The 25,517-nt window shown below is 61.6% G+C and carries 21 protein-coding genes and 1 pseudogene; 14 read left to right on the top strand and 8 right to left on the bottom strand.

Annotated elements, in window-relative coordinates:
• Positions 1–59 precede the first annotated feature (59 nt).
• Positions 60–1,025, top strand: a complete 966-nt coding sequence (locus tag AB4N74_RS27425; RefSeq protein WP_257356953.1) for a 2-oxoglutarate and iron-dependent oxygenase domain-containing protein — start codon at positions 60–62, stop codon at positions 1,023–1,025.
• Between the two features lie 80 nt (positions 1,026–1,105).
• Positions 1,106–2,059, top strand: coding sequence for an adenosine deaminase (locus tag AB4N74_RS27420; RefSeq protein ID WP_008082147.1), 954 nt, complete (start codon positions 1,106–1,108; stop codon positions 2,057–2,059).
• A 118-nt stretch (positions 2,060–2,177) separates the two neighbouring features.
• Here AB4N74_RS27420 and AB4N74_RS27415 read toward each other — a convergent pair whose 3' ends face one another.
• The 3 genes from AB4N74_RS27415 to AB4N74_RS27405 form a co-directional block, all read right to left on the bottom strand.
• Complete coding sequence (locus AB4N74_RS27415; protein ID WP_116256688.1) at positions 2,178–3,560, bottom strand: MFS transporter; 1,383 nt, start codon at positions 3,558–3,560, stop codon at positions 2,178–2,180.
• Positions 3,561–3,700: 140 nt separating this feature from the next.
• Positions 3,701–4,435: an ArsR/SmtB family transcription factor gene (locus tag AB4N74_RS27410; RefSeq protein ID WP_093430305.1), complete on the bottom strand. Its 735-nt coding sequence runs from the start codon at positions 4,433–4,435 to the stop codon at positions 3,701–3,703.
• A gap of 317 nt (positions 4,436–4,752) precedes the next feature.
• On the bottom strand, positions 4,753–5,682 hold the full coding sequence (locus AB4N74_RS27405; protein WP_093430303.1) for a LysR family transcriptional regulator: 930 nt from the start codon (positions 5,680–5,682) through the stop codon (positions 4,753–4,755).
• Between the two features lie 119 nt (positions 5,683–5,801).
• On the opposite strand from AB4N74_RS27405, the gene AB4N74_RS27400 reads away from it, so the two are divergent.
• The 3 genes from AB4N74_RS27400 to AB4N74_RS27390 all read left to right on the top strand — a co-directional run bounded on the left by AB4N74_RS27400 (position 5,802) and on the right by AB4N74_RS27390 (position 7,475).
• Complete coding sequence (locus tag AB4N74_RS27400) at positions 5,802–6,095, top strand: putative quinol monooxygenase (protein WP_116256689.1); 294 nt, start codon at positions 5,802–5,804, stop codon at positions 6,093–6,095.
• Positions 6,096–6,127: 32 nt separating this feature from the next.
• Entirely contained in the window at positions 6,128–7,141 is a 1,014-nt protein-coding gene (locus AB4N74_RS27395; RefSeq protein WP_099757915.1) for a zinc-binding alcohol dehydrogenase family protein, read from the top strand.
• A 160-nt stretch (positions 7,142–7,301) separates the two neighbouring features.
• A complete protein-coding gene (locus AB4N74_RS27390; RefSeq protein WP_007914687.1) occupies positions 7,302–7,475 on the top strand; it encodes a hypothetical protein in 174 nt (57 codons plus the stop codon).
• A gap of 5 nt (positions 7,476–7,480) precedes the next feature.
• Here AB4N74_RS27390 and AB4N74_RS27385 read toward each other — a convergent pair whose 3' ends face one another.
• A complete protein-coding gene (locus AB4N74_RS27385) occupies positions 7,481–8,683 on the bottom strand; it encodes a multidrug effflux MFS transporter (protein WP_257356952.1) in 1,203 nt (400 codons plus the stop codon).
• An 88-nt stretch (positions 8,684–8,771) separates the two neighbouring features.
• On the bottom strand, positions 8,772–8,969 hold the full coding sequence (locus tag AB4N74_RS27380; RefSeq protein ID WP_038360680.1) for a cation transporter: 198 nt from the start codon (positions 8,967–8,969) through the stop codon (positions 8,772–8,774).
• Between the two features lie 147 nt (positions 8,970–9,116).
• On the opposite strand from AB4N74_RS27380, the gene AB4N74_RS27375 reads away from it, so the two are divergent.
• The 3 genes from AB4N74_RS27375 to cueR all read left to right on the top strand — a co-directional run bounded on the left by AB4N74_RS27375 (position 9,117) and on the right by cueR (position 12,498).
• Positions 9,117–9,500: a hypothetical protein gene (locus tag AB4N74_RS27375; protein ID WP_093430287.1), complete on the top strand. Its 384-nt coding sequence runs from the start codon at positions 9,117–9,119 to the stop codon at positions 9,498–9,500.
• Positions 9,501–9,694: 194 nt separating this feature from the next.
• Positions 9,695–12,088, top strand: coding sequence for a copper resistance metal-translocating P1-type ATPase CueA (cueA, locus tag AB4N74_RS27370; protein ID WP_460097819.1), 2,394 nt, complete (start codon positions 9,695–9,697; stop codon positions 12,086–12,088).
• Positions 12,085–12,498 (top strand): Cu(I)-responsive transcriptional regulator, encoded by a 414-nt coding sequence (gene cueR, locus AB4N74_RS27365; RefSeq protein WP_093430285.1) that lies wholly within the window; start codon positions 12,085–12,087, stop codon positions 12,496–12,498. The genes cueA and cueR overlap by 4 nt, the downstream gene beginning before the upstream one ends.
• Here the strand turns inward: cueR and AB4N74_RS27360 are convergent.
• Together AB4N74_RS27360 and AB4N74_RS27355 are read right to left on the bottom strand one after the other, a co-directional pair.
• Positions 12,452–13,660, bottom strand: a complete 1,209-nt coding sequence (locus AB4N74_RS27360) for an MFS transporter (protein WP_257356950.1) — start codon at positions 13,658–13,660, stop codon at positions 12,452–12,454. The two genes, cueR and AB4N74_RS27360, sit on opposite strands and share 47 nt — an antisense overlap.
• Before the next feature lie 323 nt (positions 13,661–13,983).
• Positions 13,984–14,880 carry a PA4780 family RIO1-like protein kinase gene (locus tag AB4N74_RS27355; protein WP_007914672.1) on the bottom strand — a complete coding sequence of 299 codons (897 nt, stop codon included), beginning with the start codon at positions 14,878–14,880 and terminating at the stop codon, positions 13,984–13,986.
• Between the two features lie 447 nt (positions 14,881–15,327).
• Here AB4N74_RS27355 and AB4N74_RS27350 point away from each other — a divergent pair.
• Positions 15,328–16,368 (top strand): annotated as a pseudogene (locus AB4N74_RS27350) (cache domain-containing protein); the annotation flags it as partial.
• 138 nt (positions 16,369–16,506) lie between these two features.
• Positions 16,507–17,274, top strand: a complete 768-nt coding sequence (locus AB4N74_RS27345) for a methyl-accepting chemotaxis protein (RefSeq protein ID WP_371748302.1) — start codon at positions 16,507–16,509, stop codon at positions 17,272–17,274.
• A gap of 216 nt (positions 17,275–17,490) precedes the next feature.
• Here AB4N74_RS27345 and AB4N74_RS27340 read toward each other — a convergent pair whose 3' ends face one another.
• Positions 17,491–18,768, bottom strand: a complete 1,278-nt coding sequence (locus tag AB4N74_RS27340) for an acetyl-CoA C-acetyltransferase (protein WP_099757911.1) — start codon at positions 18,766–18,768, stop codon at positions 17,491–17,493.
• 283 nt (positions 18,769–19,051) lie between these two features.
• On the opposite strand from AB4N74_RS27340, the gene AB4N74_RS27335 reads away from it, so the two are divergent.
• The 4 genes from AB4N74_RS27335 (at position 19,052) to AB4N74_RS27320 (ending at position 24,886) form a co-directional block, all read left to right on the top strand.
• A complete protein-coding gene (locus AB4N74_RS27335; protein WP_414925518.1) occupies positions 19,052–20,404 on the top strand; it encodes a 3-oxoacyl-ACP reductase in 1,353 nt (450 codons plus the stop codon).
• 2 nt (positions 20,405–20,406) lie between these two features.
• A complete protein-coding gene (locus AB4N74_RS27330) occupies positions 20,407–21,261 on the top strand; it encodes a MaoC family dehydratase (RefSeq protein WP_099757909.1) in 855 nt (284 codons plus the stop codon).
• A 299-nt stretch (positions 21,262–21,560) separates the two neighbouring features.
• The gene (locus tag AB4N74_RS27325; RefSeq protein ID WP_460097816.1) at positions 21,561–23,081 is read left to right on the top strand and encodes a collagen-like triple helix repeat-containing protein; all 1,521 of its coding nucleotides are present in this window, start codon (positions 21,561–21,563) and stop codon (positions 23,079–23,081) included.
• Between the two features lie 134 nt (positions 23,082–23,215).
• Entirely contained in the window at positions 23,216–24,886 is a 1,671-nt protein-coding gene (locus tag AB4N74_RS27320; RefSeq protein WP_460097814.1) for a ShlB/FhaC/HecB family hemolysin secretion/activation protein, read from the top strand.
• The last annotated feature ends 631 nt before the right edge of the window (positions 24,887–25,517 follow it).

Genomic DNA, 25,517 nt, shown 5'->3' with positions numbered 1-25,517 from the left:
CCCTCTTCGCGAGCAGGCTCGCTCCCACATTGGAAACACAGCGTATTCAAGGATTGTGTATGGATCAGCTTCCGATCATCGATATCAGCCCCCTCTACTCCGCCGATGAAAACGCCTGGCCCGCCGTCGCCGCGCAAATCGACCTGGCCTGCCGCGAATGGGGCTTTTTCTACATCAAGGGTCATCCGATTTCAGCGCAGCGCATCGACGCGGTGTTCGACCACGCCCAGCGTTTCTTCGCCCTGCCAGCAGCAGAAAAACTCAAGATCGACATCACCCAGACCCGCCACCATCGTGGCTACGGCGCCATCGCCACCGAGCAACTCGACCCGAGCAAGCCCAGTGATCTGAAAGAAACCTTCGACATGGGCCTGCACCTGCCGGCCAATCATCCCGACGTGCTCGCTGAAAAACCGTTACGCGGGCCGAACCGTCATCCCGCGCAGATCGGATGGCCTGAGTTGATGGAGCAGCATTACCTCGACATGCAGGCCCTCGCGCAAACCCTGCTGCGGGCGATGACCCTCGCGCTAGGCATCGAACGCGATTTCTTCGACAGCCGCTTCGTCGACCCGGTCAGCGTCCTGCGCATGATCCATTACCCACCACGTCACACCGCCAGTTCCGCCGAGCAGCAAGGCGCCGGCGCACACACCGATTACGGCTGCATCACCCTGCTCTATCAGGACAGCGCCGGTGGCTTGCAGGTCAGGAACGTGCGAGGCGAATGGATCGACGCGCCGCCCATCGACGGCACCTTCGTAGTCAACCTCGGCGACATGATGGCGCGCTGGAGCAACGACCGTTATCGCTCGACCCCGCACCGGGTGATCAGCCCGCTCGGCGTGGATCGCTACTCGATGCCGTTCTTCGCCGAGCCGCATCCGGACACCCGCATCGAATGCCTGCCCGGATGTCAGGACGCACAGTATCCGGCGAAATATCCGACGACTACCTGCGCCGAATTCCTGCTCTCGCGTTTCGCCGATACCTACGCCTATCGCCGCGAGCAAGAAGCCGTGTGATGGATCGCTTGGTCAGGTTTTGCCAATTGTTTCGGCGAGCATCTGTAGAATGCCGTCATTGCACCTGATGAGAAAAGAATATGTACGACTGGCTCAACGCCTTGCCCAAGGCTGAACTGCACCTGCATCTGGAAGGCTCGCTGGAGCCTGAGCTGCTGTTCGCCCTGGCCGAGCGCAACAAGATCGCCCTGCCGTGGAACGACGTGGAAACCCTGCGCAAGGCCTACGCCTTCAACAACCTGCAGGAATTCCTCGACCTGTATTACCAGGGCGCCGACGTATTGCGCACCTCGCAGGACTTCTACGACCTGACCTGGGCCTACCTGTTGCGTTGCAAAGCGCAGAACGTGATTCACACCGAGCCGTTCTTCGACCCGCAGACCCACACCGACCGGGGTATCCCGTTCGAAGTGGTGCTCAACGGCATCGCCGCGGCACTGAAGGATGGCGAGCAGCAACTGGGCATCACCAGCGGTTTGATCCTCAGCTTCCTGCGCCACCTCAGCGAAGAAGAAGCCGAGAAAACTCTGGACCAGGCACTGCCATTCCGTGACGCGTTTGTCGCGGTCGGCCTCGACAGCTCCGAGATGGGCCACCCGCCGAGCAAGTTCCAGCGCGTGTTCGATCGTGCCCGTCACGAAGGCTTCCTGACCGTTGCCCACGCTGGCGAAGAAGGTCCGCCGGAGTACATCTGGGAAGCTATCGATCTGCTGAAAATCCAGCGCATCGACCACGGCGTGCGCGCCATCGAAGACGAGCGTTTGATGCAGCGGATCATCGACGAGCAGATCCCGCTGACCGTGTGCCCGCTGTCAAACACCAAACTCTGCGTGTTCGATCACATGTCGCAGCACAACATCCTCGACATGCTCGAGCGTGGCGTGAAGGTCACGGTGAACTCCGATGACCCGGCGTACTTCGGTGGTTACGTGACTGAAAACTTCTACGCGCTGCATGAACACTTGGGCATGACCCAGGATCAGGCCAAGCGTTTGGCGCAGAACAGCCTGGATGCGCGACTGGTAAAACCCTAAGCAACACCGCATAACCTTTGTAGGAGTGAGCCTGCTCGCGATAGCGGAGTGTCAGACACCGATGTGTTACCTGACAGACCGCTATCGCGAGCAGGCTCACTCCTACATTGGATCGGTGTTAGCCGATGGATTGGGTTTCAGTCAGCTCTTCCAGAGTTTTCCCTCGCGTCTCCATCCCGAACAGCCACACCACCCCCGCCGCAATCGCAAAGCACGCCGCGCCCAGCGCAAACACCCCGCCCTGCCCGGTAATCGGGAACACCAGTCCGGTCACCAACGGCCCAAGCAGCGAACCCACGCGGCCAATCGCCGAGGCGAAGCCCGAGCCGGTCGCCCGCGCCGACGTCGGATAAAGCTCCGGCGTATAGGTGTAGAGCACCGCCCACATGCCGAACAGGAAAAACTGCATCAGCAACCCGGTGCCGATCAGCAGCGCCACGTTACCGCCAAACACCGCGCTCTGCCCATACAGGAACGCCATTACACCTCCGCCGAGCAACGTCACGATGCATACCGGTTTGCGCCCCCAGCGCTCAACCAGCCATGCGGCCATGAGAAACCCGGGAATCCCGCCCAGGGAAATCAGCACCGTGTAATACACCGACTGCGTCACCGCGAAACCCGACTGTTGCAACAGCGCACTGAGCCACGACGTCAGCCCGTAAAAGCCGAGCAGCGCAAAGAACCACAGACTCCAGAGCATCGTCGTGCGCTGGCGATACTGCGGCGACCAGATCTGTTTCAGCGCCGCAAAGAAGTTGCCCGGCGGCGTCACGGTACGCGGCAATCGAATCGGTTCCGGCAACGCGGCACCGCCGAGCGACGAACGCACCCGCGCCTCGATGCCGTTCAACACCTTATCCGCAGCGTCATCGCGCCCGGCCTGCTCCAGCCAGCGCGGTGACTCGGGAATGAAAAACCTGATCGCCAGTACGAACACCGCCGGCACCGCCAAGACCAGAAAGATGTCGCGCCAGCCAATCAGCGGCAGCAGAAAGTAGGACAGCACGCCGGCAGCAACGAAGCCGAGAGGCCAGAAGCCGTCCATCAACGCGATGTAACGTCCGCGGCGCTGCGCTGGAATCAGCTCGGACAGCATCGACTGGGCGATCGGAAACTCCATGCCCATACCGATCCCCAACAGGATGCGGAACAGCGTCAGCGTCTCGACCGTTTGCGCTGTCGAGCACAGATAACTGGCCACGCCCCACAGCACGATGCTCCACTGAAACACCGGTTTACGCCCGAAGCGATCGGCGAGCATGCCGGACAGCGACGCCCCCAGCACCATGCCGAAAAAACTCGAGCTGGCGAGCAATCCCGCTTGCGCACTGCTCAGGCCGAACTCGGCTTTGATCGAGCCGAGCAGGAAGGTCATCATCGCCAGATCCATGGAATCGAAGAAAAACGCCAAGGCGATGATGATGAAAATGATCCGGTGATAACCGCTGATCGGCAGTCGTTCCAGACGTTCTGCCGCGCTGTAGCCGTGAGTCTCCATGCCACCTCCCCCATCCGAAAAATATCCCCGGATCGAGTGTGCTTGATCGCGAAACGGCGTTCGTGCTGGATACGACCTGTTCGCAGTCGCGGGCGACGCCAGAAGCGCCTACGCAGTTCCGGACGTCGATTGCGAGTGCTCTACAACGCCATTTCCAGCTCGGTTTCCTTGGCAAAGCGATGCAGCTCCCGTTGGCCGGTGGCGGTCAATTGCAAAGCTCTCGAGTCGTTGGGCAGGGTCAGCCAGCCGGACTGCATGAACAACTGCAATAACGCGGCGCCGAGTGATCCCCCCATGTGCGGACGACGTTCGCTCCAGTCTGGACAAGCACACGCCACCTGCACGTTGCGATGGGCCAGCGCCTGAATGAACACGCCACGTCCAGCCAACAGTTTCGAACCCTTGTGGGTCACCACGACGCGTTGTTCGAGCTGTTCGATCCAGCCGGCATCGAGCAAGCGCTGATACAGGTCCGCCGCCAGCGTACCGCCGAGGTGGTCATCGCAAAAACGCGCGCGCAACAATGAGGACGGCGCGGTTTGCGGTTTGGCCATGGGGGTGGTGCGTTTGAAGACCTCGGGAATTTCCCGTGGAGCACTGGCAATGGTGGCGCTGGCCAATGCTTCTATCGCAGCACCGACCTCCGGTGCCGAGAGACGGAAAAAGCGTTTGCGACCACGGACTTCGACCTTCAACAGACCACCCGTGGATAGCCGCGCCAGATGCGCACTGGCCGACGATGGCGACAGCCCTGCCAGTAGCGCAAGCTCCTCGGTTTGCCGGGCCGAGCCATCCATCAACGCCCACATCATCGCGCTGCGCTTGGGGTCGGCCAGCAACGTGGCGATCTGGCTGATGCAAGGTGCATGTTCCATGTGTTCACTCCCTGTTGAATCGTATCGTCTACTGCTCGGAGACATCTTGGCCGGTAATGAGTCATCGGCCAAGACGCGAAAATCGCCATGAACCGGGGCGAGGCAAGCCGCTGACGCAGCCTGCTCCGGCACAGAACCCGCAGCAGTTGCGCGACCGTCACTCGAAGACTGGCGACGCGGTGCGAGGGTCTCCGGGCCGGGGTGTCGGTGCTGGCATGAGGCGGGCGCTAGTATAAGCGGGTTAGCCCGCGCGTCCTGCGCCGGGGCCTGCGCAGGTGGTGATTGTTCCTGACAGAAATTTCTCTATTTACCTGCGACTAATGATCAACTTCCGAAAAAGCGGGAAATTGACTACTCACTTCAGCGCATCGGCTGGCGAGCATTTCCCTCAGAAGGTTCACCGGCTTACTCAATTGGGCGCGATGGGCGCACAACAAATTCAGCGGTGCGCGCTCACAAAGCAGCTCTGGCAGCAGCACTTTGAGCCGCCCGGCGAGCACATCGGCGCCCACGTCCAGCCACGACTTGTAGGCAATTCCGGCGCCGGCCACCGCCCACAGACGCACAACGTCGGCGTCATCGCTGAAACGGTCACCACTGACGGTCAGACCAACTTCACGTTTACCGTCATGAAAACTCCAATGGTCATGCACCCGGCTGCCGAGCATGTACAGCAGGCAGTTGTGCTGAGCCAGTTGTTCGAGCTGGCGCGGTTCGCCGTGTCGGGCCAGATACGCCGGGGAGGCGCACAGCACACGGCGGTTGTGCGGGGCGATAGGCAAAGCAACCAGACTCGAGTCCTCCGGCTCGCCGTAACGCAAAGCGATGTCCACGGGTTGGCGGAACAGGTCGGCGATGCGATCGCCGAGCAGCAAGCGCACGGTCAGCTTCGGGTGCTCGCGCTGGAACTCGTCGAGCCACGGCAGCAACAGGTTGCGGCCGAAGTCCGAAGGCGCCGACAACTGCAAGACCCCACTGACCTGATCCTGTCCGCTGGCCAGCAAGCGCCGGCCTTCATCAAGGTTGCTCAGCGCCGCCCGCGCGTATTCGAGAAAGCCGTCGCCCTCGGCTGTCAGGCGCAGACTGCGGGTCGAGCGCGCGAGCAAGCGCGCACCGAGCTGCTGTTCGATCCGTTTCAACGCCGCACTCGCCACGGCAGCGGACATGTCCATCACCCGCGCGGCTGCCGACAGACTGCCCAGATCCGCCGCCCGGACAAACAACTGCAAATCGTCAAAACGCAGCATGCTCAGCCTCGATTATCAAAAAAAAATTGAAAGAGACTGCTCTTTTAGCCGGTTTTATCTCGCAGAGAAATAGCCAATCATCTCTCCATCGCATTCATCCCGCTTCTCTGGAGCCGAGCATGTCCCAGCCCTTCACCGCTATCGCCACCCTGATCGCCAAACCCGGCCAACAGGATCTTCTCGAACAAGGCCTGCGCGCCCTGGTTGAACCGAGCCGCGCCGAAGACGGTTGCAGCCAGTACGACTTGCACCGCGACCTCGCTGATCCGCAGGTGTTTTATGTGATCGAACACTGGGCCAGCGAAGCGATTCTTGAGGCGCACAACGCCAGCGCGCATTTCCAGCATTTCCAGGCCAGCGCCGGCCACGCCATCGAACACTTCCAACTCAAGCGCCTCGGCGCGATTGTCTGATCCCTTCTTCTATTACCCGTACGGAGCCACTCATGAAAGCCATCGCCTATTACGCTTCCCTGCCGATCAACGACGCCAAGTCCCTGCAAGACATCGAACTGCCAGAACCGGTCGCCGGCCCGCGCGACGTGCTGGTGGAAGTCAAAGCCATTTCGGTCAACCCGGTCGACACCAAAGTGCGGCAGAACGCGGCACCGGAAAACGGCGCGGCGAAAGTGCTGGGTTGGGACGTTGCCGGTGTGGTCAAGGCTGTCGGCAGCGAAGTGACGTTGTTCAAGGCCGGCGACAAGGTTTTCTACGCCGGCTCCATCGCCCGTGCCGGCGGCAACAGTGAACTGCACGTGGTGGATGAGCGCATCGTCGGCCATATGCCGAAATCCCTCGGTTTTGCCGAAGCCGCCGCACTGCCGCTGACCGCGATCACCGCATGGGAGTTGTTGTTCGAGCGCCTGCAAATCCGCGAAGGCAATACCGATGAAGGCCAGAGCCTGCTGATCGTCGGTGCCGCCGGCGGGGTTGGCTCGATCCTGACGCAATTGGCCAGGCAACTGACCGGCCTGAAGGTGATCGGCACCGCGTCCCGCGAGCAAACCCGCGATTGGGTCAAAGAACTGGGCGCCGACCTGGTCATCGATCACAGCCAGCCGCTGAGCGAAGAACTCAAGCGCGCCGGGATCGACAGCGTGACCCACGTCGCCAGCCTGACCCAGACCGACCAGCACCTGGATCAACTGGTCGAAGCGCTGGCGCCGCAAGGCAAACTGGCGTTGATCGACGATCCGAAGTCGCTGGACGTGAGCAAGCTCAAGCGCAAGAGCCTGTCGCTGCACTGGGAGTTCATGTACACCCGCTCGCTGTTCGAGACGCCAGACATGATCGAGCAGCACAAACTGCTCAACCGCGTGGCGGATCTGATTGATGCCGGGACGTTGAAGACCACGGTGGGCGAGCATTTCGGCACGATCAATGCGGCGAACCTGCGTCGCGCCCATGAGCTGCTGGAAAGTGGCAAAGCCAAGGGCAAAATTGTTTTAGAAGGTTTCTAAAAAATCACACAGAGCAGCCTTCGCCGAACCTAGAGCGGTCGGCGGGGCTGCGCTGTTTTTTGCCGTCAGTCCGATGCTTGACCCTTGTCACAATTGCGATCGTATTCAGGTCTACAATCGAAGCCTCTGCGATACATCTTTTACGCAAGGGAGGTCAGCAATGAAGATCCTGATAAAAGAAGTGGCAAAGTCTCAGTGGCAGGTTCGTCTGGACCAACACGCCGTGACATTCCGCAGTGAAGCCGAAGCACTGGCCTTCACCCGCACCCTCGAAGCGCGACTGTGCGCACCCCATCAGATTCCCGATCGCAGCCAGCAGCGCGCTGCCGGCTGAGGTATTTATGCCTCGGCCTGAGCTTGCGCCAGTGCCCGGGCATTCTGCAGACGGCGGGTGAGCAGCGCCACGCACACCACCAGCAAACCGCACAGGCTGATGACCATGGCCATCGGCACGGCGGTGCCGTCGTGCAACACCCCCACCAGTGCCGAAGCGCCGGCGGCGACACTGAATTGCATGCAACCGAGCAACGCCGAAGCACTGCCGGCCCGTGCGCCCTGCCCGTTCATCGCGCAAGCGGCGGCGTTCGGGCTGATGCAACCCAGGCTCGACACGCAGATGAACAGTGGAATCAGCAGCGGCCACAAGGACTCTGTGTGCATTGCGCTGACCGCGAGCAGCGTCAGCCCGGCGGCGAAGTAAACCCATACCGCCCGCGACAGCAGGAATGCCGGGCCGCGCTTGGCCAACATCCGCGCGTTGACCTGCGCCACCAAAATGAACCCCGCCGCGTTGGTGCCGAACAGCCAGCCGAAATGCTCGGCCGGCACGCCATACAGTTTGATGAAGATAAACGGCGAACCGGCGATGTAAGCAAACATCCCGGCGATGGCGATGCCGCCGGTCAGGGCGTGGCCGAGGTAAACCCGGTCCTTGAGCAAGCGCCCGTACTGGCGCAGCGCGCCGGACAACGGCTGACGCGGCATGTGCGCCGGCATACTTTCCGGCAGCCCCAGCGCCACGGCCAATGCGGCCAGCGCGCTGAAGCCGGTCAGCACCAGGAAGATCGACTGCCAGCCTGTGGTGTTGACCAGCAGACCGCCAAGCATCGGCGCCAGAATCGGCGCCAGGCCCATCACCAGCATCAATTGCGAAAAGACTTTCGCCGAACCGACTGCGTCGCACTTGTCGCTGACTACCGCCCGGGAAATCACCATCCCCGCACAGCCGCCCAACGCCTGGACAAAACGCGCACCGATCAGCCATTCCAGGTTTGGCGCATAAGCGCAGGCCAGGGATGCCAAGGTGAACAGCGTAAGGCCCACCAGTAACGGGATGCGTCGACCGAAGCGATCCGCCACCGGACCATAGGCAAGTTGGCCGATGGACAACCCGGCGAAATACGCCGCCAGCGTCATCTGCACGTGTTTCTCGTCAGTGCCGAACGCCAGCGCCATCGAGGGAAATGCAGGTAAATAGAAGTCGATCGCCAAGGGCCCGAAGGCGGTCAAGGCACCGAGAATCAGAATGGTACGGAAGTTCATCAGGCATCCAGGTTGGCAAGTCGGCAGCCCGACAGTCTAGCCGCGCCCGAACGCCTTGAACATTCCGATAGCTCGCTAACGATCAAATTCAGACGAGCTTCACCTCATATCCTTCCTCGCGGATCGCTTCGATGACCTGATCAGCACTCATGGCGCTTTCGACGCCGACCTCTTTAGCCGCCAGATCAACCCGCACACTGGCCGCTGGATCCCTGGCCTGCACGGCGTTGGTGATGGCTTTGACGCAGTGACCGCAGGACATGCCTTGAACGTTGAACACTTGCATGGAATGACTCCTTTGAGTGAGGTTGCCGGCAGTCTCGAGCTTGCCACGATGGCAAGGTCAAGTTCTTCAATAAACTGCCGGGCTGGCAATCGGCGTCGCGCTCGGCCAAGCTGCGTACATCAATGACTCGATTCAGGAGATTCAGCCATGCGCTGGTCAGCTTTCAGCCTGTTTGGCTTTCTCAGCCTCTTTGCCGCCGTCCCTCAAGTGCAAGCTGCTGGCGAGGATTATGCGGTGCTGATTATTTCCCGCGAGCGCCTGGAAGTGTCGACTTCTTGCGAGATCGGCGTGTACATCCAGGATCAGCTTTCGGCGCGGCTGCTGCAGGAGCAAAGCATTTCCTTCAACCTGCCGCCGGGCACTGTTTCGCTGCGCTTGAAGTTGCTGCCGGGACAGGTCGCCGGTTGTAACCCGGGGATGCTCGCGCCGGGGTCGCAGGAGATCAAATTGCATGCCGGTGATGTGCTGAAGTATCGGTTGGCGATGAATTCGGAAGGCGTCTACTTGAAGCGCGCCGATCTCGAATACTAAGTAAATCCCAATTGTGGGAGCGAGCCTGCTCGCGAATACGGCGTGTCATTCAGCGATGATGTTGACTGACCCGCCGCTTTCGCGAGCAGGCTCGCTCCCACAGTTGGTTTTGCGGCGCGTCAAATAATGGCGCTTGACCTTGCCCGCATGGCAAGGTTGATCCTTGTAGGCATCTACTACAGGGAGTACGACCAATGTCCGATTCCATCACTTTCGACCTGCCGATTGCCGGCATGACCTGCGCCAGCTGCGCCGGCCGTGTCGAGCGGGCGTTGAGCAAAGTCAGCGGTGCCAGTGCCGTCAGCGTCAACCTCGCCACCGAGCAGGCCCGCGTACAGGCGCCCGGCGACAGTCTGCCGGCCTTGATGGCAGCAGTTGAGCGCGCCGGTTACAGCGTGCCGCAGCAGACTATCGAATTGAATATCGAAGGCATGACCTGCGCCTCCTGCGTCGGTCGCGTCGAACGTGCGCTGAACAAAGTGCCGAGCGTCAAAAGCGTCAGCGTCAACCTGGCCAACGAACGCGCACACCTCGAATTGCTCGGTCAGGTCGACCCGCAAACGCTGCTTGAGGCCGTGAGCAAGGCCGGTTATTCGGCCAGCGTCTGGCAAGCCGAACACCCGCAAACCGATAACCAGCAACAGCGCCTCAAGCATGAACGCTGGGCGCTGATCTGCACGATTGCCCTCGCCCTGCCGCTGGTGGCGCCGATGTTGCTGCAACCGTTCGGCATCCACTGGATGCTCCCGGCCTGGGCGCAATTCGCCCTCGCCACGCCGGTGCAGTTCATTTTCGGTGCACGTTTTTATGTCGCCGCGTGGAAAGCCGTGCGTGCCGGAGCGGGCAACATGGACTTGCTGGTGGCCCTCGGCACCAGCGCCGGCTACGGCTTGAGTCTTTACGAGTGGGCGACCGCCGCCGGGCGCATGCCGCATCTGTATTTCGAAGCGTCGGCGGTGGTCATTGCCTTGGTGCTGCTCGGCAAATACCTGGAGAGCCGCGCCAAACGCCAGACCGCCAGCGCCATCCGCGCGCTGGAAGCATTGCGTCCGGAACGGGCGATTCAAGTCATCGACGGTCGCGAGCAGGATGTCGCCATCAGCGCTTTGCGCCTGAACGATCTGGTGCTGGTCAAACCCGGCGAGCGTTTCCCGGTCGACGGCGAAGTCATCGAAGGCCAGAGCCACGCCGATGAAGCACTGATCAGCGGCGAAAGCCTGCCGGTACCGAAACAACCCGGAGACAAAGTCACCGGCGGCGCGATCAACGGTGAAGGCCGCTTGCTGGTGCGCACCCTGGCGCTCGGCGCAGAAACCGTGCTGGCACGGATCATTCGTCTGGTTGAGGACGCTCAAGCCGCGAAAGCACCGATCCAGAAACTGGTGGATAAAGTCAGCCAGATCTTCGTGCCAACGGTGTTGCTGATCGCGTTGGTGACACTGATCGGCTGGTGGCTCTACGGCGCCCCCATGGAGACCGCGTTGATCAACGCCGTCGCGGTGCTGGTCATCGCCTGCCCGTGTGCGCTGGGGCTTGCCACGCCGACGGCGATCATGGCCGGCACCGGCGTAGCGGCGCGTCACGGCATTCTGATCAAGGACGCCGAAGCGCTGGAACGCGCCCATGAAGTCAGCAGTGTGGTGTTCGACAAAACCGGCACGCTGACCTCCGGCACGCCGCGCATTGCCCATTTCAGTGCAGTGGATGGTGATGAAGACACGCTGCTGAAACTGGCCGGCGCGCTGCAACGCGGCAGTGAACATCCGTTGGCCAAAGCGGTACTCGATGCCGCAGCGGAACGAGGCCTGAACGTGCCGGATGTCAGCGACAGTCAATCGCTGACCGGTCGCGGCATTGCCGGCAATCTTGAAGGCCGGCGTCTGGCGCTGGGCAATCGGCGGATGCTCGAAGAAAGTGCTTTGAACGCGGGCAACCTGAGCGAATCTGCCCAGACTTGGGAAGCCGAGGGCCGCACCCTGTCGTGGTTAATCGAGCAAAGCCCGGAACCGAAAGTGCTCGGCTTGTTCGCCTTCGGTGACACCCTGAAACCCGGTGCACTGGAAGCCGTGCAGCAGCTCGCCGCCCGCGATATCCACAGCCATCTGCTGACCGGCGACAACCGTGGCAGTGCGCGCGTGGTCGCCGAGGCCCTCGGTATCAGCAATGTCCACGCCGAAGTGCTGCCAGCGGACAAAGCCGCGACCGTCACCGAGCTGAAAAAAACCGGCGTGGTCGCCATGGTCGGTGACGGCATCAACGACGCCCCGGCCCTCGCCGCTGCCGACATCGGTATCGCCATGGGTGGCGGCACCGACGTCGCCATGCACGCGGCGGGCATTACCCTGATGCGCGGCGATCCACGGTTGGTGCCGGCGGCGCTGGAGATCAGTCGCAAGACCTACGCGAAGATCCGCCAGAACCTGTTCTGGGCCTTCGTCTATAACCTGATCGGCATTCCGCTGGCGGCGTTCGGCTTCCTCAATCCGGTGCTGGCCGGCGCGGCGATGGCGCTGTCGAGCGTCAGCGTGGTGAGCAATGCGCTACTGTTGAAAACCTGGAAACCCAAGGACCTGGAGGAACACCGATGAACATCGGCCAAGCGGCCAGACACAGTGGCCTGAGCGCGAAAATGATCCGCTATTACGAGTCGATCGGCCTGCTCAAAGCGGCGCATCGCACCGACAGCGGTTACCGGGTCTATGGCGACGATGATCTGCACACGCTGGCGTTTATCAAGCGCTCGCGGGATCTGGGCTTTTCGCTGGAGGAAGTCGGCAAACTGCTGACCCTCTGGCAGGATCGCCAACGGGCCAGCGCCGATGTGAAAGCATTGGCGCGCCAGCACATCGACGAGTTGAACCAGAAGATTCGCGAGCTCGGCGAATTACGCGACACCCTGCAAGACCTCGTCGAGCACTGCAACGGCGACCACCGCCCCGATTGCCCGATCCTCAAGGAGCTGGCGTCGGGCTGCTGCGCACAATCCGCCCGCGCTTGAGCGCCAGAACTTTCACCAGCAGCAACGTACTGAGCGGAATGCCGTGGAACAGCATGACCACGGCACCCGGCGTCCACCAGGCGTAGAACGGCGCGGCGATCAGCATGCCGATACCGAACCCGGTCATTTGCAGCAAAGTCAGTACGCTAAAGATCGGCAGGCGCAATTGCTCGGGTTCACGTTGCAGACGCGACATCAGCCCGACCTCGGAAAAACCGTCACCCAACCCTGCCGGCAAGGAAAACAGCAACAGGGCATAGAGGCTGTGTTGCTGGAACATCAGGATAAAGCCGCAGGACATCAGCGCCACGCCAAAGAAAAACCGCCGTTCCAGATGGATGTTGTCCGAGCCTTTGAGACGGCTGGCGATTCGCGCACCGAGGAGCTTGCCGCTGGCCCACACTGCGAGCATCAGCCCCAGCGTGGTACTCGCCGACTCCGGCGTGAGCAGTCTGGAGATGATCGGAAAGCCGACGTTGTGCGCGGCGCTGCCCAAAGTGTCGGCCATGGTGACCGCGAGCATCGCGGCAATCACCGGCGCAGAACGCAGGCCTTGCTTGAGCGCTGTCCATTCGCCGCGTTCCGGTGCGTCGTTGACGGTTGCGGGTGCGAACCGCAGCGGCACAATCAATAACGCGGCCAGCAAATAGGTCAGCGCATTCAGTGCGAACACCGTTTCAAAACCAAACCCCGCGACCAGCAAACCTGAAACCAGGCTGCCGCCAACCATCGCAGCGGATGAGGCCGAAGTGATCCAGGCGTTGGCCTTGAGCAGTTGATCAGCGGGGACCAGACGCGGCAACTGGCTGTTGAGGCCGATGGCAAACATCGAATTGCCCAGGCCCAGACCGAAGGCGATCACCGGCAACAGCAAGGCCTGTTGGCTGACGGGCACGATCAACAACAGACCGAGCACGCTGGCGCGCAGCAGGTCGAAGGCGATCAGCGGTGCGCGTCCGCTGCAACGACGGTAAAACGCGGTGCCGATCAGACTGGCAAAAATCCCCCCGCCGACGCGACTGGCGAGAAAGATCCCGACGCTTATTGCGCTGTTGCTCAGCAGGTAGACGTAGGTGGCCAGCGCGACCATGTTGAGGAAGGCGCCGAAATCGGAGATCAGTCGAGCGGTGACGATCAGGTGGGTGTTGCTCGGGGTGGTCACATTCAGTCCTTGAGTGTGGTTGGCGCGGTGGACAGTAGACTTGAATTTGCGGGGATCCGAAAGAGCCCTCACCCTAACCCTCTCCCATGGGGAGAGGGGACTGATTGGGGGATATTTGGGAGGTACACCGACCTGAACGTTTTTCGTTGAATCCATAATCGACTCGTTTTTTCAGGTCGATGTATGACGCAAGACACCTCGGTCGGCCCCCTCTCCCTCTGGGAGAGGGCTGGGCGGGCGGCGTTCCGATGAGGGGCTTCTGGGTTCCAAGGCTTCTGATTCAAACAAAAAACCCGGCCGAAGCCGGGTTTCTCATCAAGCAATCACTGCATCCACGGTGGTGGCGGTGGTTCGTCGGACTTGCCTTTCGGCTCGTCGTCCGCAGCACGGATGGCCTGCTTGCGTTCCTCGTCGAGCCGCGCCGCTTCGATCTCGCGCAACACCCCGCCAACGTCGGCCAGGTCTTCCGGATCATCGAACTCACCGGTGAGCACACTGTTTGGGTGCAGGGTGCCGGCTTCGTACAACGCCCACATTTCCTTGGCGTATTTGGTCAGCTTCAACTCCGGGGCAAAGCGTCCGAAGTAGGAAGCCATGTTGCCAACGTCGCGCTCCAGCATGCTGAACGCGTGGTTGTTGCCGGCAGCGTCGACAGCTTGCGGCAGGTCGATGATGACCGGGCCGGTTGGCGTCAGCAGCACGTTGAACTCCGAGAGGTCACCGTGCACCAGACCGGTACACAACATCAGCACGATCTGCGAAATCAGGAACGCGTGATACTCGCGCGCCTGATCCGGCTCCAGCACCACGTCATTGAGACGCGGCGCGGCATCGCCGAACTCGTCGGCCACCAGTTCCATCAACAGCACGCCGTCGAGGAAGTCGTAGGGTTTGGGCACCCGCACACCGGCGCCGGCCAGACGGAACAGCGCCGCCACTTCGGCGTTCTGCCAGGCATCTTCGGTCTCTTTGCGACCGAACTTGGAGCCTTTTGCCATTGCGCGAGCCTGTCGGCTGTTGCGCACCTTGCGGCCTTCCTGATACTCGGCCGCCTGGCGGAAACTGCGTTTGTTCGCCTCCTTGTAGACCTTTGCGCAACGTAACTGATTGCCGCAGCGCACCACATAAACAGCTGCTTCTTTGCCACTCATCAGTGGGCGCAGCACCTCGTCGACCAGACCGTCCTCGATCAGGGGTTCAATGCGTTTTGGAGTCTTCATCAGCTTTTATTGTGGGTCCTTTATTACCAAACACGCGAATGTCACTCGTTATACGGCAATCCTCGCATCACGGGGAGGGGTTGCCGACCTGTGAACGTTGAGAATGCACACACTGTGCCGGATTAAACAGGGCCAACTCTGCGCTCGCGCATCGACCGAGGGGAATCATAGCCGAGGCTGTTGTACTTGTTGGTACATGTCTTCAAGGGCATTTGCGACAGAATCTGACATCCGGCTGATGCCCCTTCGGCAGATTTTTGCAAAGTCGCCTCAATTTCCCTGTTTTGCAGCCGAAGCCCTCAATGACAGAGGGATTTGTCCGGCAATCGTTCCACAACAATCAGCGATGCCGCGCTCGGGGATACGAGTGATCCACAACGTTTTCGGCTGCCAATAAACCACAAGTCATCTGCACTGCGTGGGCCTACAAGAAAATCTGGAGCGCGGATGAACATCAAACAGAAATTGACGTGGGCGTTTGCAATCATCGCCTGCTTGCCGGTGGTGCTGGTCGCAACGCTGGTGGTGATGAACCTGCGCAGCGATGCCCGGGACAGTTTTGTCGACAGCAGCGGTCGCGAAATCCGTCAGGTCAGCAATGCCATGCAGCTGTTTTTTGATGGCATCAGCCAGAACGTCGATTACCTGGCGTCGCAGCCGCTGATCAAAAACACCGACGACAGCCTCAAGACCTACATGAGCGCCAACGCCGAATCCATCCCGCAGGGCGAGATGGACAAAAAGGTCTTCGCGTTCCTCCAGGACCTGGGCAACGCCCACCCGGCTTACGCCTACGCCATCGTTGGCACCGCCGCCGGTGGTTATGTGTCATGGCCGGACGATCCCAAACTCAACAATTACGACCCGCGTCAGCGGCCGTGGTACAAGGCTGCCCAGGCCAAACCGGGCAAACCGTTGCGGACCGCCGCTTACTACTGGGCGCAGGACGATGCGACCTACGTCAGCACCGTGCGCACCATCGACAACAAACTCGGCAGCAACGGCGGCGTGGTCAGCATCGACGTGACGCTCAAGCAGCTCACCGAGATCGTCAAACAGATCAAGCTGGGCGAAACCGGCTACCTGATGCTCCTGGAAAACAGCGGCACGGTGCTGGTCGATCCGAAACAGCCGGAACACAACTTCAAGCCGCTGGACAGCCTCGGCGAAGGCTATGCGCAGCTGGCCAAGGCCGGCAAAGGCCTGGTCGAAGTCGAGCTTAACGGTGAGCGCTACATGGCCAACGTCTGGCCGTCGGAGCAATTGGGCTGGACCTTCGTCGGCCTGATCAAGCAGAGCGATGTGATGAGCTCGGCCACGCAACTGACCTGGCTGATCGCGATCATCGCCGCCGTGCTGGCCGTGCTGTTCGCCGTGGTTGGCGCCAGTTTCGCCACCCTCATCGTGCGGCCGATCCGCAGCGTCGCCAGTGGCCTGGAAGGCATTGCGCAGGGCGAAGGCGACCTGACCAAAAACCTCGACATCCGTGGCAACGACGAAACCGCGCAACTGGCCAACTGGTTCAATCAGTTCCTCACCGCGATCCGCAGCCTGATTCAGCATATCGGCGGCGCCGCCGGGAAAATCCTCGCGACCTCGCAGAGTTCGACCCGCGTCTCAAGCGATATGGCCGAAGCCGCCGGGCGTCAGCGTGAAGCCGTCGACATGGTCTCGACCGCGTTCCACGAAATGGTCGCCACCGCCAACGAAGTCGCGCGCTCGTGCAGTCAGGCGGCTGACTCCGCCGACAGCGGCCAACGTCAGGCCCGCCAAGGCCAGCAACAGATTGATGCGGCGGTGCACAGCGTCGATCAACTGAGCCAGGAGCTGGAGCAATCGGCGCAGTCAATGCAGCAACTGGAGCGCGACAGCAACGATATCCAGTCGATCCTCGGCACAATCCGCTCCATCGCCGAACAGACCAACCTGCTGGCGCTCAACGCCGCCATCGAAGCAGCCCGCGCCGGTGAACAGGGGCGCGGTTTTGCCGTGGTGGCGGATGAGGTGCGCGCACTGGCCAAACGCACGGCGGATTCGACGGCAGAGATCGATGGTCTGCTCGGCAATCTGGCCAAGCGCACCAGTCAGGTCACACAACAGATGCACGCCAGCCTGCAGGTCTCGCAGCAGTCGGTGACGCGTATCGGCGAGGCGCGCGAAAGCTTCGGGCAGATCCGCGAATCGGTGGACGTGATTCGTGACATGAACACGCAAATCGCTACCGCTGCTGAAGAACAGCATCAGGTGGCTGAGGACATCAACCGGCACATCAGCCAGATTCACGGGGATGCGCAGTTGGTGGCAGAACTGGCCAACTCGGCGCGTCTGGATTCGCAGAGTCTGGCGGGGTTGTCGAATGAGCTGGATGGGTTGGTCAGACGGTTTCGTACCTGAACCTCAACAGCCACCCTCACCCCAGCCCTCTCCCCGAGGGAGAGGGGGCTGACCGAGGTGTCTGGCGTTATACATCGACCTGAAATACCGCGTCGATTATGGATTCTGTAAAGCAAGATCAGGTCGGCGCACCTCTGAAGCATCCCCCAATCGGTCCCCTCTCCCTCTGGGCGGTCCGACGTTTCGGGAGGGTTAGGGTGAGGGGCTCTTTCAGCGTCAGCGTTCGATGATGGCGGTGACGCCCTGCCCACCCGCCGCGCAAATCGATATCAACCCCCTGCCCTTCCCCGCCGCGTCCAGCAACTTCGCCAGGTTCGCGACGATGCGCCCACCGGTCGCCGCAAACGGATGCCCGGCCGCCAGCGAACTGCCCTTCACGTTCAGCCGGCTACGATCAATCGAACCCAACGGCGCATCAAGGCCCAGCCGGGTTTTGCAGTATTCGGGATCTTCCCAGGCCTTCAACGTGCACAGCACTTGCGCCGCGAACGCTTCATGAATTTCGTAGTAGTCAAAATCCTGCAAGGTCAGCCCGTTGCGTGCCAGCAACCGTGGCACGGCATACACCGGCGCCATCAGCAGCCCTTCGGCGCCGTTGACGAAATCCACTGCCGCCGCTTCGCCATCGCGCAGGTACGCGAGGATCGGCAAGCCGCGTTCCTTCGCCCACTCTTCACTGCCGAGCAGCACCACAGACGCGCCATCGGTCAGCGGCGTGGAGTTGCCTGCCGTCAACGTGCCTTTCGCGCTTTTTTCGAAGGCGGGTTTCAGCGTCGCGAGTTTTTCCAGGGTCAGGTCCGGGCGCAGATTGTTGTCGCGGGTCAGACCAAGGAACGGTGTCATCAGGTCGTTGTGCCAACCCTCGCTATAGGACGCAGCGAGTTTGTGGTGGCTTTCGAGGGCCAGTTGATCCTGATCTTCACGCGGGATGTTCCAGGTCTGCGCCATCAGTTCGCAGTGCTGCCCCATCGACAGGCCGGTGCGCGGTTCACCGTTACGCGGAAATTCCGGGATCAGGTGTTGCGGCCGCAACTGCAGTAAGGTTTTCAGCTTGTCGCCGGTGGTCTTGGCGCGGTTGGCTTGCAAGAGGATTCTGCGCAGGCCTTCGCTGACACTGATCGGCGCGTCCGAGGTGGTGTCGACGCCACCGGCGATGCCGCTCTCGATCTGGCCGAGGGCGATCTTGTTCGCCACCAGGATCGCCGCTTCCAGGCCAGTGCCGCAGGCTTGCTGAATGTCGTAGGCGGGCGTCGCCGGGGACAGACGCGAGCCGAGCACACATTCACGGGTCAGATTCATATCTCGTGACAATTTCAGCACTGCGCCCGCCACCACTTCGCCAATGCGCTGGCCGTGCAGGTTGTAGCGTTCGATCAGGCCTTCGAGGGCGGCGGTGAGCATCGCCTGATTACTCGCCGTGGCGTACGGCCCGTTGGAACGGGCGAAGGGAATGCGGTTACCGCCGATGATCGCGACGCGGCGCAGCTGACTCATGAATAACTCCTTTTCCGAAGGTTTGAATTCACGCCGATCCCCTGTAGGAGTGAGCCTGCTCGCGATAGCGGTGGGTCAGATAAACATTTCTTGACTGATACACCGCTATCGCGAGCAGGCTCACTCCTACAGGGGTCAGCTGTGTTTCTGACTGTGGGTTCGGCAACACAAACGCCGGGGGCAAACTACTCTGCTGTTCTAGCGTAGGCCTTATTGCGTGGATCGAACGATTGATTGCCATCGGTAGTCCACACTTTGAACCCCAACTTCTGGAGAGCGTTCCATGTCTGACCGCTATATCGACTTCGCCAACTCGTCCATCGGCCATCGCCTGGTCGGGGCGCTGGGCCTGCCGTCGCCGGTGCGGCTGGAACGCTGGCAGGCCGGGCGCCTGCGGCCGGTGGAAGGGGCGCTGCTGATCGGCGGCGGGCCACTGGCGGAGCGCGTCAGTGCCTTCGCCAACCGTTTGACCGACGGCATCTACCGTTACGGCGAACAACCGGCAGCCGCCACCGAATGGATTCCCGGCCACGGCCCGAAACTCAAAGCCGTGGTGTTCGACGCCAGCGAACTGCTGCACACCGACCAGCTCAAGCAACTGCGCGAATTCTTCCAGCCGTTGATGAAGAATCTTGAGCACAGCGCCCATCTGGTGATCCTTGGCCGTGCCCCGGAAACCCTCAGAGATCCGTTTGCTGCCAGTGCGCAACGAGCGCTGGAAGGGTTTTCCCGTTCGCTGGCCAAGGAACTGCGCAGCGGCGGCACGCTGCAATTGATCTACGTCGGTGAGGGCGCCGAAGATCAACTGGAAGGCCCGCTGCGGTTTTTCCTCTCGCCGAAAAGTGCGTTCGTGTCCGGCCAGGTGATTCGCCTGACAGCTTGTGCGACGCCAGTGACTGACTGGACCCGGCCGCTGGCCGGACGCAAGGCGCTGGTCACTGGTGCGGCTCGCGGTATCGGCGCATCGATTGCCGAAACCCTGGCGCGCGACGGCGCCGAGGTGATCCTGCTCGACGTGCCGCCGGCGAAGACCGATCTGGAAGCCCTTGCCGCCCGCCTCGGCGGCCGCGCGATTACCCTGGATATCTGCGCCGCCGACGCCGCCACGCAATTGATCGAACAACTGCCTGACGGCCTCGATATTCTGGTGCACAACGCCGGCATCACCCGCGACAAAACCCTGGCCAATATGACCCCGGAATTCTGGGACGCGGTGCTGGCGGTCAACCTCAACGCACCGCAAGTGCTGACCCAGGCCCTGCTCGACAGCGGCACGCTGCGCGACAACGCGCGGGTGATTCTGCTGGCCTCGATCAGCGGCATTGCCGGTAATCGCGGGCAAACCAACTACGCCGCGAGCAAGGCCGGGCTGATTGGTCTTGCGCAAGCCTGGGCGCCTACGCTGCTGGAACGTGGGATCAGCATCAATGCCGTCGCCCCCGGTTTTATCGAGACGCAAATGACTGCACACATTCCGTTTGGCCTGCGTGAGGCGGGCCGACGCATGAGTTCGCTCGGTCAGGGCGGTTTACCGCAAGACGTCGCCGAAGCCGTCGCGTGGCTGGCGCAACCGGGCACCGGCGCATTCACCGGGCAGGCGCTGCGGGTCTGCGGACAAAGCGTTCTGGGGGCTTAGGCATGAGCATCGAATGGCATACGCTGGATCGCGAACCGAGCCTGCCTGGGCTCTACGCACGGGCGGCGACGCGACGCAAAATCACCGGCACCCAATTACCCGACAGCGGCCTGCGCTGTTGGGTCGATGTCGATGGCCAACGCCTGGCGGGCTATCGCAAGGTCTGCGGATTCGTCGATGACGGTCTGTTGCCGCCGACCTATCCGCACATCCTCGCCTTTGCATTGCAGATGCAATTGCTCACCGCCAAAGCCTTTCCGTTCCCGCTGCTGGGGCTGATTCATCTGAGCAACCGCATTCGCGTGTTGCGCCCGATGGGCGGGATCGGTCGGGCGCAGGTCAGCGTGCGCGTGACGAATCTGCAAGCGCATCCCAAAGGTGCGACGTTCGATCTGCTGACCACCCTGGATGATCAGCTCGGGCCGCTGTGGGAAGCGGAAAGCCAGATGCTCTGTCGCGGTGTGAAACTTGAGGGCGAGCCGGCCGAGCAGACCTGGGAGCCGTCGCAATCGCTGGTGGAGGTGGCGCGCTGGAAAGCCCCGGCCGATATCGGTCGGCAATACGCCAAAGTGTCCGGAGACTACAACCCGATTCACCTGAGTGCGGCCAGTGCCAGGTTGTTTGGCTTTCCAACAGCGATCGCCCATGGTTTGTGGAACAAGGCGCGGACCCTCGCGGCGCTGAACGATCATTTGCCCAAGGCCAACCTTGAGATCGCCGTGCACTTTCGCAAACCGGTGCGCCTGCCCAGTGAGGTGACCCTGCTGGCGAGTGCGGCGGGGTCCAGTGGTGAGTTGCGGCTGATCGGTGCGCAAGACCTGGAGCATATGGTCGGGCAGTGGCAACCGATTGCCTGAGCACGCGGGATACCGTTAATTGTGTGTATATAACTTAAGTTTTCGCCGTCCTTCCGCCTTCCGCTGAAAAAACCATGGCCTTGATTATCAAGGCCTTTTTTTGTCCGGCTATATCCTGGGTATTAGTCCTTAGGCGCTGAACTTCACCTTATATATAAAGGCGTTAATACCAACTTGAGAATGGCCTGAAACCTGCCCCTGGACTGAGATTGAGCACAACGGGCGAAGGCATCACCGACACCAGATCGGCGAGCCATCGAAGACAACGAACGTTGTGACAGGTGCAAGGAATCTCAATCATGAAAACTCAAGATGTGTGGTGCAAATCGGCAATCGCTCTGGCATTGATTCTCTCCCTCGGCCTCGCCGGCTGCAGCAGCGGCGGTGGCGGCCATCACAGCAGCTCCGGCAGTTCTGCGGCGGACGGCACCGCTGGCACTGGCGGCACCTCGGGTACTGGCGGTACGGGCGGCAGCGGTGATACTGCAGGCACAGGCGGAACCGGTGGCACCGATCCGACCAATCCAACCAACCCGACAGACCCAACGGATCCGACCAACCCGACCAATCCGACCACCACACCGCTGGTGACCACCACCCTGGTGCAGGATGTCGGTAAGACCGTCGCTGGCGTCGGCGATGGCGTTGGCCAGATCGGCGACTCGCTGAGCACCGTACCGGTGGTCGGTGGTGTGGTGCAGAGTGCGGCCAACACCGCAGGCAATGTTGTCAGCACCTTGGGTGATGGCGTCGCCAATGGCGTAGGCAAACTGGCCACCGACCCTAATGGCCTGACCACCACCGTTGCTTCGGTTGGCGGTGTAGTGACGGATGTTGGCAACGGCGTCTCCGACCTCAGCGCCAAGCTGTCCACTGCGACGGGCAGCGTACCGGTGGTGGGCGGTGTGGTGACCAAAGTCGCGCCGCTGCTTGATGGTGTCGGCGAGAAAGTCACCATGCTCGGCAATACCCTCGACACCACGCTGACCAGCGGCCCGACCAGTCAACTGACGAACAAACTCGGCAGTAGTCTGGTGCCAGTGATCGCAATGGTTGAAAGCACCACTGACAAAGTCGGCGATGCGACCGGTCTGGGCGATCCGCTCAAAGGCGTGGTTGCGCAAGTCGGTGGTGCGGTGAACACACTGGGCGGCAATGTTACCGATGCGGGTAACGGCAACGCCTTGACCGATACGCTTGGCGGCGCGTTGAGCGATACCGGCACCGCAGTCGCCAAGGCCGGTGGTCTGGTGTCCAACGGCACTGGTTCGGGTACTGGTGGAGTGGGCGGTGGCCTCGGTGGTACTGGCCTGCTGCAAACCGTTGGCGGCGCGGTGGTCAATGTCGGCTCAGGTCTGGCGGCAGGCAACGGCACTCTCGCAGCGCCTGGCAACGTCCTCGCAGCGGCCGGCAACACAGTGGCTTCGCTCAACACCGTACTCGGCGGTTCGGGCACCCCGATCACCGCAACCACCTCACCTCTGGCCACGGTTGGCGGAACCTTGGGGGCAGGCCTGAACCCGGTCACCAGTGGCGTTACCAACGTGACTCAGCAACTCGGCGCCGCTACCGGTATCGGCTCACCTGTTGCAGGTCTCACCGGCCAGGTGGGCGGCGCGGTCAGCAGTATCGGCGGCAGCATTGCTGCGACCAACAACCCGGTCACCACCGCAGTCGGTGGTCTGGTCAGCAACGTCGGCGGCACCGTCGCCGCCGTCGGTGGACTGGTCAACGGCGGTACCAGCGGGGGTACCACCAGTGGCGGTCTGGGCGGTGTACTCGGTGGTCTGACTGGCACTCTGGGAGGCAACACACGCTAAATTGCACCTGGCCGATTCGACGGCCTCACCTACAGCGCCTACGCTTGGTTGAGGGCGGAAGATTCCCACGAGTCTTCCGCCTTTTTTCTTAGGAAAATTCAGCCCAGTGCCGTGATCTGACCATGGAGTGTCCTATGCGCGTAATGGCATCCCTGCTGTTCCTCAGTCTCAGTTCCGCCGCCCTCGCCGACACCCTGCCCAGCTTTCTCAACAGCAACGAAACCATCCGCAATCTGCCGGTGCCGAACCTGCCGGCCGACGCCTATCGCCCAAGCGCCACGCCGGTGCAAGTGCCGGACGCCGGTGCCGCCGCTGCGCAACCGCTGTTGATGGACACCAAGATCAAACTGCAAACCGTGCAGATCGAAGGCGGCACCCTCTACCCGCTCAACGAACTCGCCGAAATCTATAAGCCCCTGATCGGCCGGCAAGCCACGCTCGCCGAGCTGATCGAGGCCACGCGCAACATCACCCGACGCTATCAGCAGGACGGTTACCTGCTGTCCTACGCGTTCTTGCCGCAGCAAAATTTCAATGAAGGCGTAGCGCGCGTGGTGCTGGTGGAAGGCTACGTCCGCGATATCCAGATCCAGGGCGATGTCGGCCGGGTCAAAGCGCTGCTCGACAAACTGGCGGCGAAGATTCAGACCGAGCGGCCGCTGACCCGCAAGACGTTCGAGCGCTACACCACGCTGATGACGCGCATTCCCGGGGTGACGATCCAGGCCCAGGTGCCACCGCCCGGCACCACCGATGGCGCCACAACGCTGGTGGCCCAGGCCAGTCGCAAACCCTTCACCAGTACGCTGAGCACTACCGAAGACAACCGCAACGGCACCCAGGCCCTGCTCGGTGTCAGCAGCAATTCGCAAACCGCGATGGGCGAGCAACTGACCCTCAGCGGCCTGTTTCCACCGGGTGACGATCACGAACATTACTACCGGCTCGACTACAACCAGTTCCTCAATGACGAGGGCGCACAACTGGCGCTGTCGGCTTCACGCTACCGTGCTGACCCCGGCACCAATGTCCTGCTCGACAATGGCCTGCAACTCAAACCGCACCGCGAAAACGACCGCTACTCGATCGGTTTCACCCTGCCGCTGATTGCCGCTTCCAACGAACTGCTGACGGCCGGTTCAAGGCTTTACGCGGTCAACGACAAGACCCGCTACAAGGTGATCGGCTTCCCGCTGAGTGTCGAAGAACGCACCGACATCCGCGCCCTCGCCTTCGAGAGCGACTGGCGCAAGGCCGATGCCCGCCAGTTGCGGATCCTCAGCGGCGGCGTGTACCAGGGCCTCGACAGCATGGGCGCGAAAACCAACAACAACGCCATCGACCTCGACTTCTTTCGCCTGCGCCTGTCTGGCGTACAGAGCGACAAGTTCCTCGACAATTGGCAAGGGGTGCTGTCGGCCGCGCTGTACTGGAGCGACGATACCCTGCCCGACAGCGAGCGCGCGGTGTTCGGCGGGCAGAACTTCGGTCGTGGTTATCCCGACGATCAAGCGTCCGGCGACAAGGGCTGGGGCGTGGCGTACGAGGTCAACTACAGCTTCAACCGCGACGGCAACTGGGTGCGCATCCTGCAACCGTATGTCGTACTCGATCGCTCGCGCAGTTGGTTCAATGAATTGCCGGTGCGGGCCAACAATCTGTCATCGGCGGCGATCGGGCTACGGTTTGGCGATGCCAAGTACTACAACATTGCGCTGGAAGCGGCGAAGGCAATGTCGGATGAAGCGCTGGACACGTTCAATCGCAAGCCCAGGTACAGCATCAGTTTCAGTTACCAGTTGTAAGCTGAAACACCAAGAGGCTTCGGCAGCGGCGGGTGGAGTGTACAAACGGCAGAACTGGGTCGGATTGCAGGCAGCCTTCGCGAGCAGGCTCACTCCTACAATTGGATTGAGTGCATTCAGTTAGAAATTGGCCGGCTGTCAGGCCGCCATCGCGAGCAGGCTCATTCCTACAGTTGGATTGAGTGCATTCAGTTAGAAACTGGCCGGCTGTCAGGCCGCTTTCGCAGGAACGCCGTCCGCAGCAAACTCGCCCCCACAGAAAAGCCAAAGCAAAACAGCGCACACCGCGCGCACCGCGCGCACCGCGCACCGCTACCGCTCCTCACCACTCAACAGGATGAGCGTTAGCTCGGCTGCAGCTCTTGATCTTGATTCACCGGCCGCGTCGGCAGGCTGAGTGGAGGGATTGATCCGGGGGTGGGAGCGTAGCGACCGTTTGGCGAAGCCAAACACAGCGAGAGGAGGTGCAGCGAAGCAAACCGTAGGCGCTGCCCCCGGATCGATCCCGGAGCGAAGGAACCCCGAGCCTCAGCGAGTGGGCCGAACGTTGCGGCAAGCCTTTTTGGGTACTTTTTCGGCGTCTGGAAAAAGTGCCTCGCCGTAAGGGCGAAACCGCCAGCTGCATCACCCA

Source organism: Pseudomonas sp. H3_C08, assembly GCF_054669455.1.
The sequence above is the reverse complement of the archived record's forward strand: the minus strand, read 5'-3'. Positions and strand labels throughout refer to the sequence as shown.

Bases quoted from the DNA above. Each gene is read 5' to 3' on its own strand.
- AB4N74_RS27425 (WP_257356953.1), top strand. From the start codon at position 60: ATGGATCAGCTTCCGATCATCGATATCAGCCCCCTCTACTCCGCCGAT.
- AB4N74_RS27420 (WP_008082147.1), top strand. From the start codon at position 1,106: ATGTACGACTGGCTCAACGCCTTGCCCAAGGCTGAACTGCACCTGCAT.
- AB4N74_RS27415 (WP_116256688.1), bottom strand. From the start codon at position 3,560: ATGGAGACTCACGGCTACAGCGCGGCAGAACGTCTGGAACGACTGCCG.
- AB4N74_RS27410 (WP_093430305.1), bottom strand. From the start codon at position 4,435: ATGGAACATGCACCTTGCATCAGCCAGATCGCCACGTTGCTGGCCGAC.
- AB4N74_RS27405 (WP_093430303.1), bottom strand. From the start codon at position 5,682: ATGCTGCGTTTTGACGATTTGCAGTTGTTTGTCCGGGCGGCGGATCTG.
- AB4N74_RS27400 (WP_116256689.1), top strand. From the start codon at position 5,802: ATGTCCCAGCCCTTCACCGCTATCGCCACCCTGATCGCCAAACCCGGC.
- AB4N74_RS27395 (WP_099757915.1), top strand. From the start codon at position 6,128: ATGAAAGCCATCGCCTATTACGCTTCCCTGCCGATCAACGACGCCAAG.
- AB4N74_RS27390 (WP_007914687.1), top strand. From the start codon at position 7,302: ATGAAGATCCTGATAAAAGAAGTGGCAAAGTCTCAGTGGCAGGTTCGT.
- AB4N74_RS27385 (WP_257356952.1), bottom strand. From the start codon at position 8,683: ATGAACTTCCGTACCATTCTGATTCTCGGTGCCTTGACCGCCTTCGGG.
- AB4N74_RS27380 (WP_038360680.1), bottom strand. From the start codon at position 8,969: ATGCAAGTGTTCAACGTTCAAGGCATGTCCTGCGGTCACTGCGTCAAA.
- AB4N74_RS27375 (WP_093430287.1), top strand. From the start codon at position 9,117: ATGCGCTGGTCAGCTTTCAGCCTGTTTGGCTTTCTCAGCCTCTTTGCC.
- cueA (WP_460097819.1), top strand. From the start codon at position 9,695: ATGTCCGATTCCATCACTTTCGACCTGCCGATTGCCGGCATGACCTGC.
- cueR (WP_093430285.1), top strand. From the start codon at position 12,085: ATGAACATCGGCCAAGCGGCCAGACACAGTGGCCTGAGCGCGAAAATG.
- AB4N74_RS27355 (WP_007914672.1), bottom strand. From the start codon at position 14,880: ATGAAGACTCCAAAACGCATTGAACCCCTGATCGAGGACGGTCTGGTC.
- AB4N74_RS27345 (WP_371748302.1), top strand. From the start codon at position 16,507: ATGGCCGAAGCCGCCGGGCGTCAGCGTGAAGCCGTCGACATGGTCTCG.
- AB4N74_RS27340 (WP_099757911.1), bottom strand. From the start codon at position 18,768: ATGAGTCAGCTGCGCCGCGTCGCGATCATCGGCGGTAACCGCATTCCC.
- AB4N74_RS27335 (WP_414925518.1), top strand. From the start codon at position 19,052: ATGTCTGACCGCTATATCGACTTCGCCAACTCGTCCATCGGCCATCGC.
- AB4N74_RS27330 (WP_099757909.1), top strand. From the start codon at position 20,407: ATGAGCATCGAATGGCATACGCTGGATCGCGAACCGAGCCTGCCTGGG.
- AB4N74_RS27325 (WP_460097816.1), top strand. From the start codon at position 21,561: ATGAAAACTCAAGATGTGTGGTGCAAATCGGCAATCGCTCTGGCATTG.
- AB4N74_RS27320 (WP_460097814.1), top strand. From the start codon at position 23,216: ATGCGCGTAATGGCATCCCTGCTGTTCCTCAGTCTCAGTTCCGCCGCC.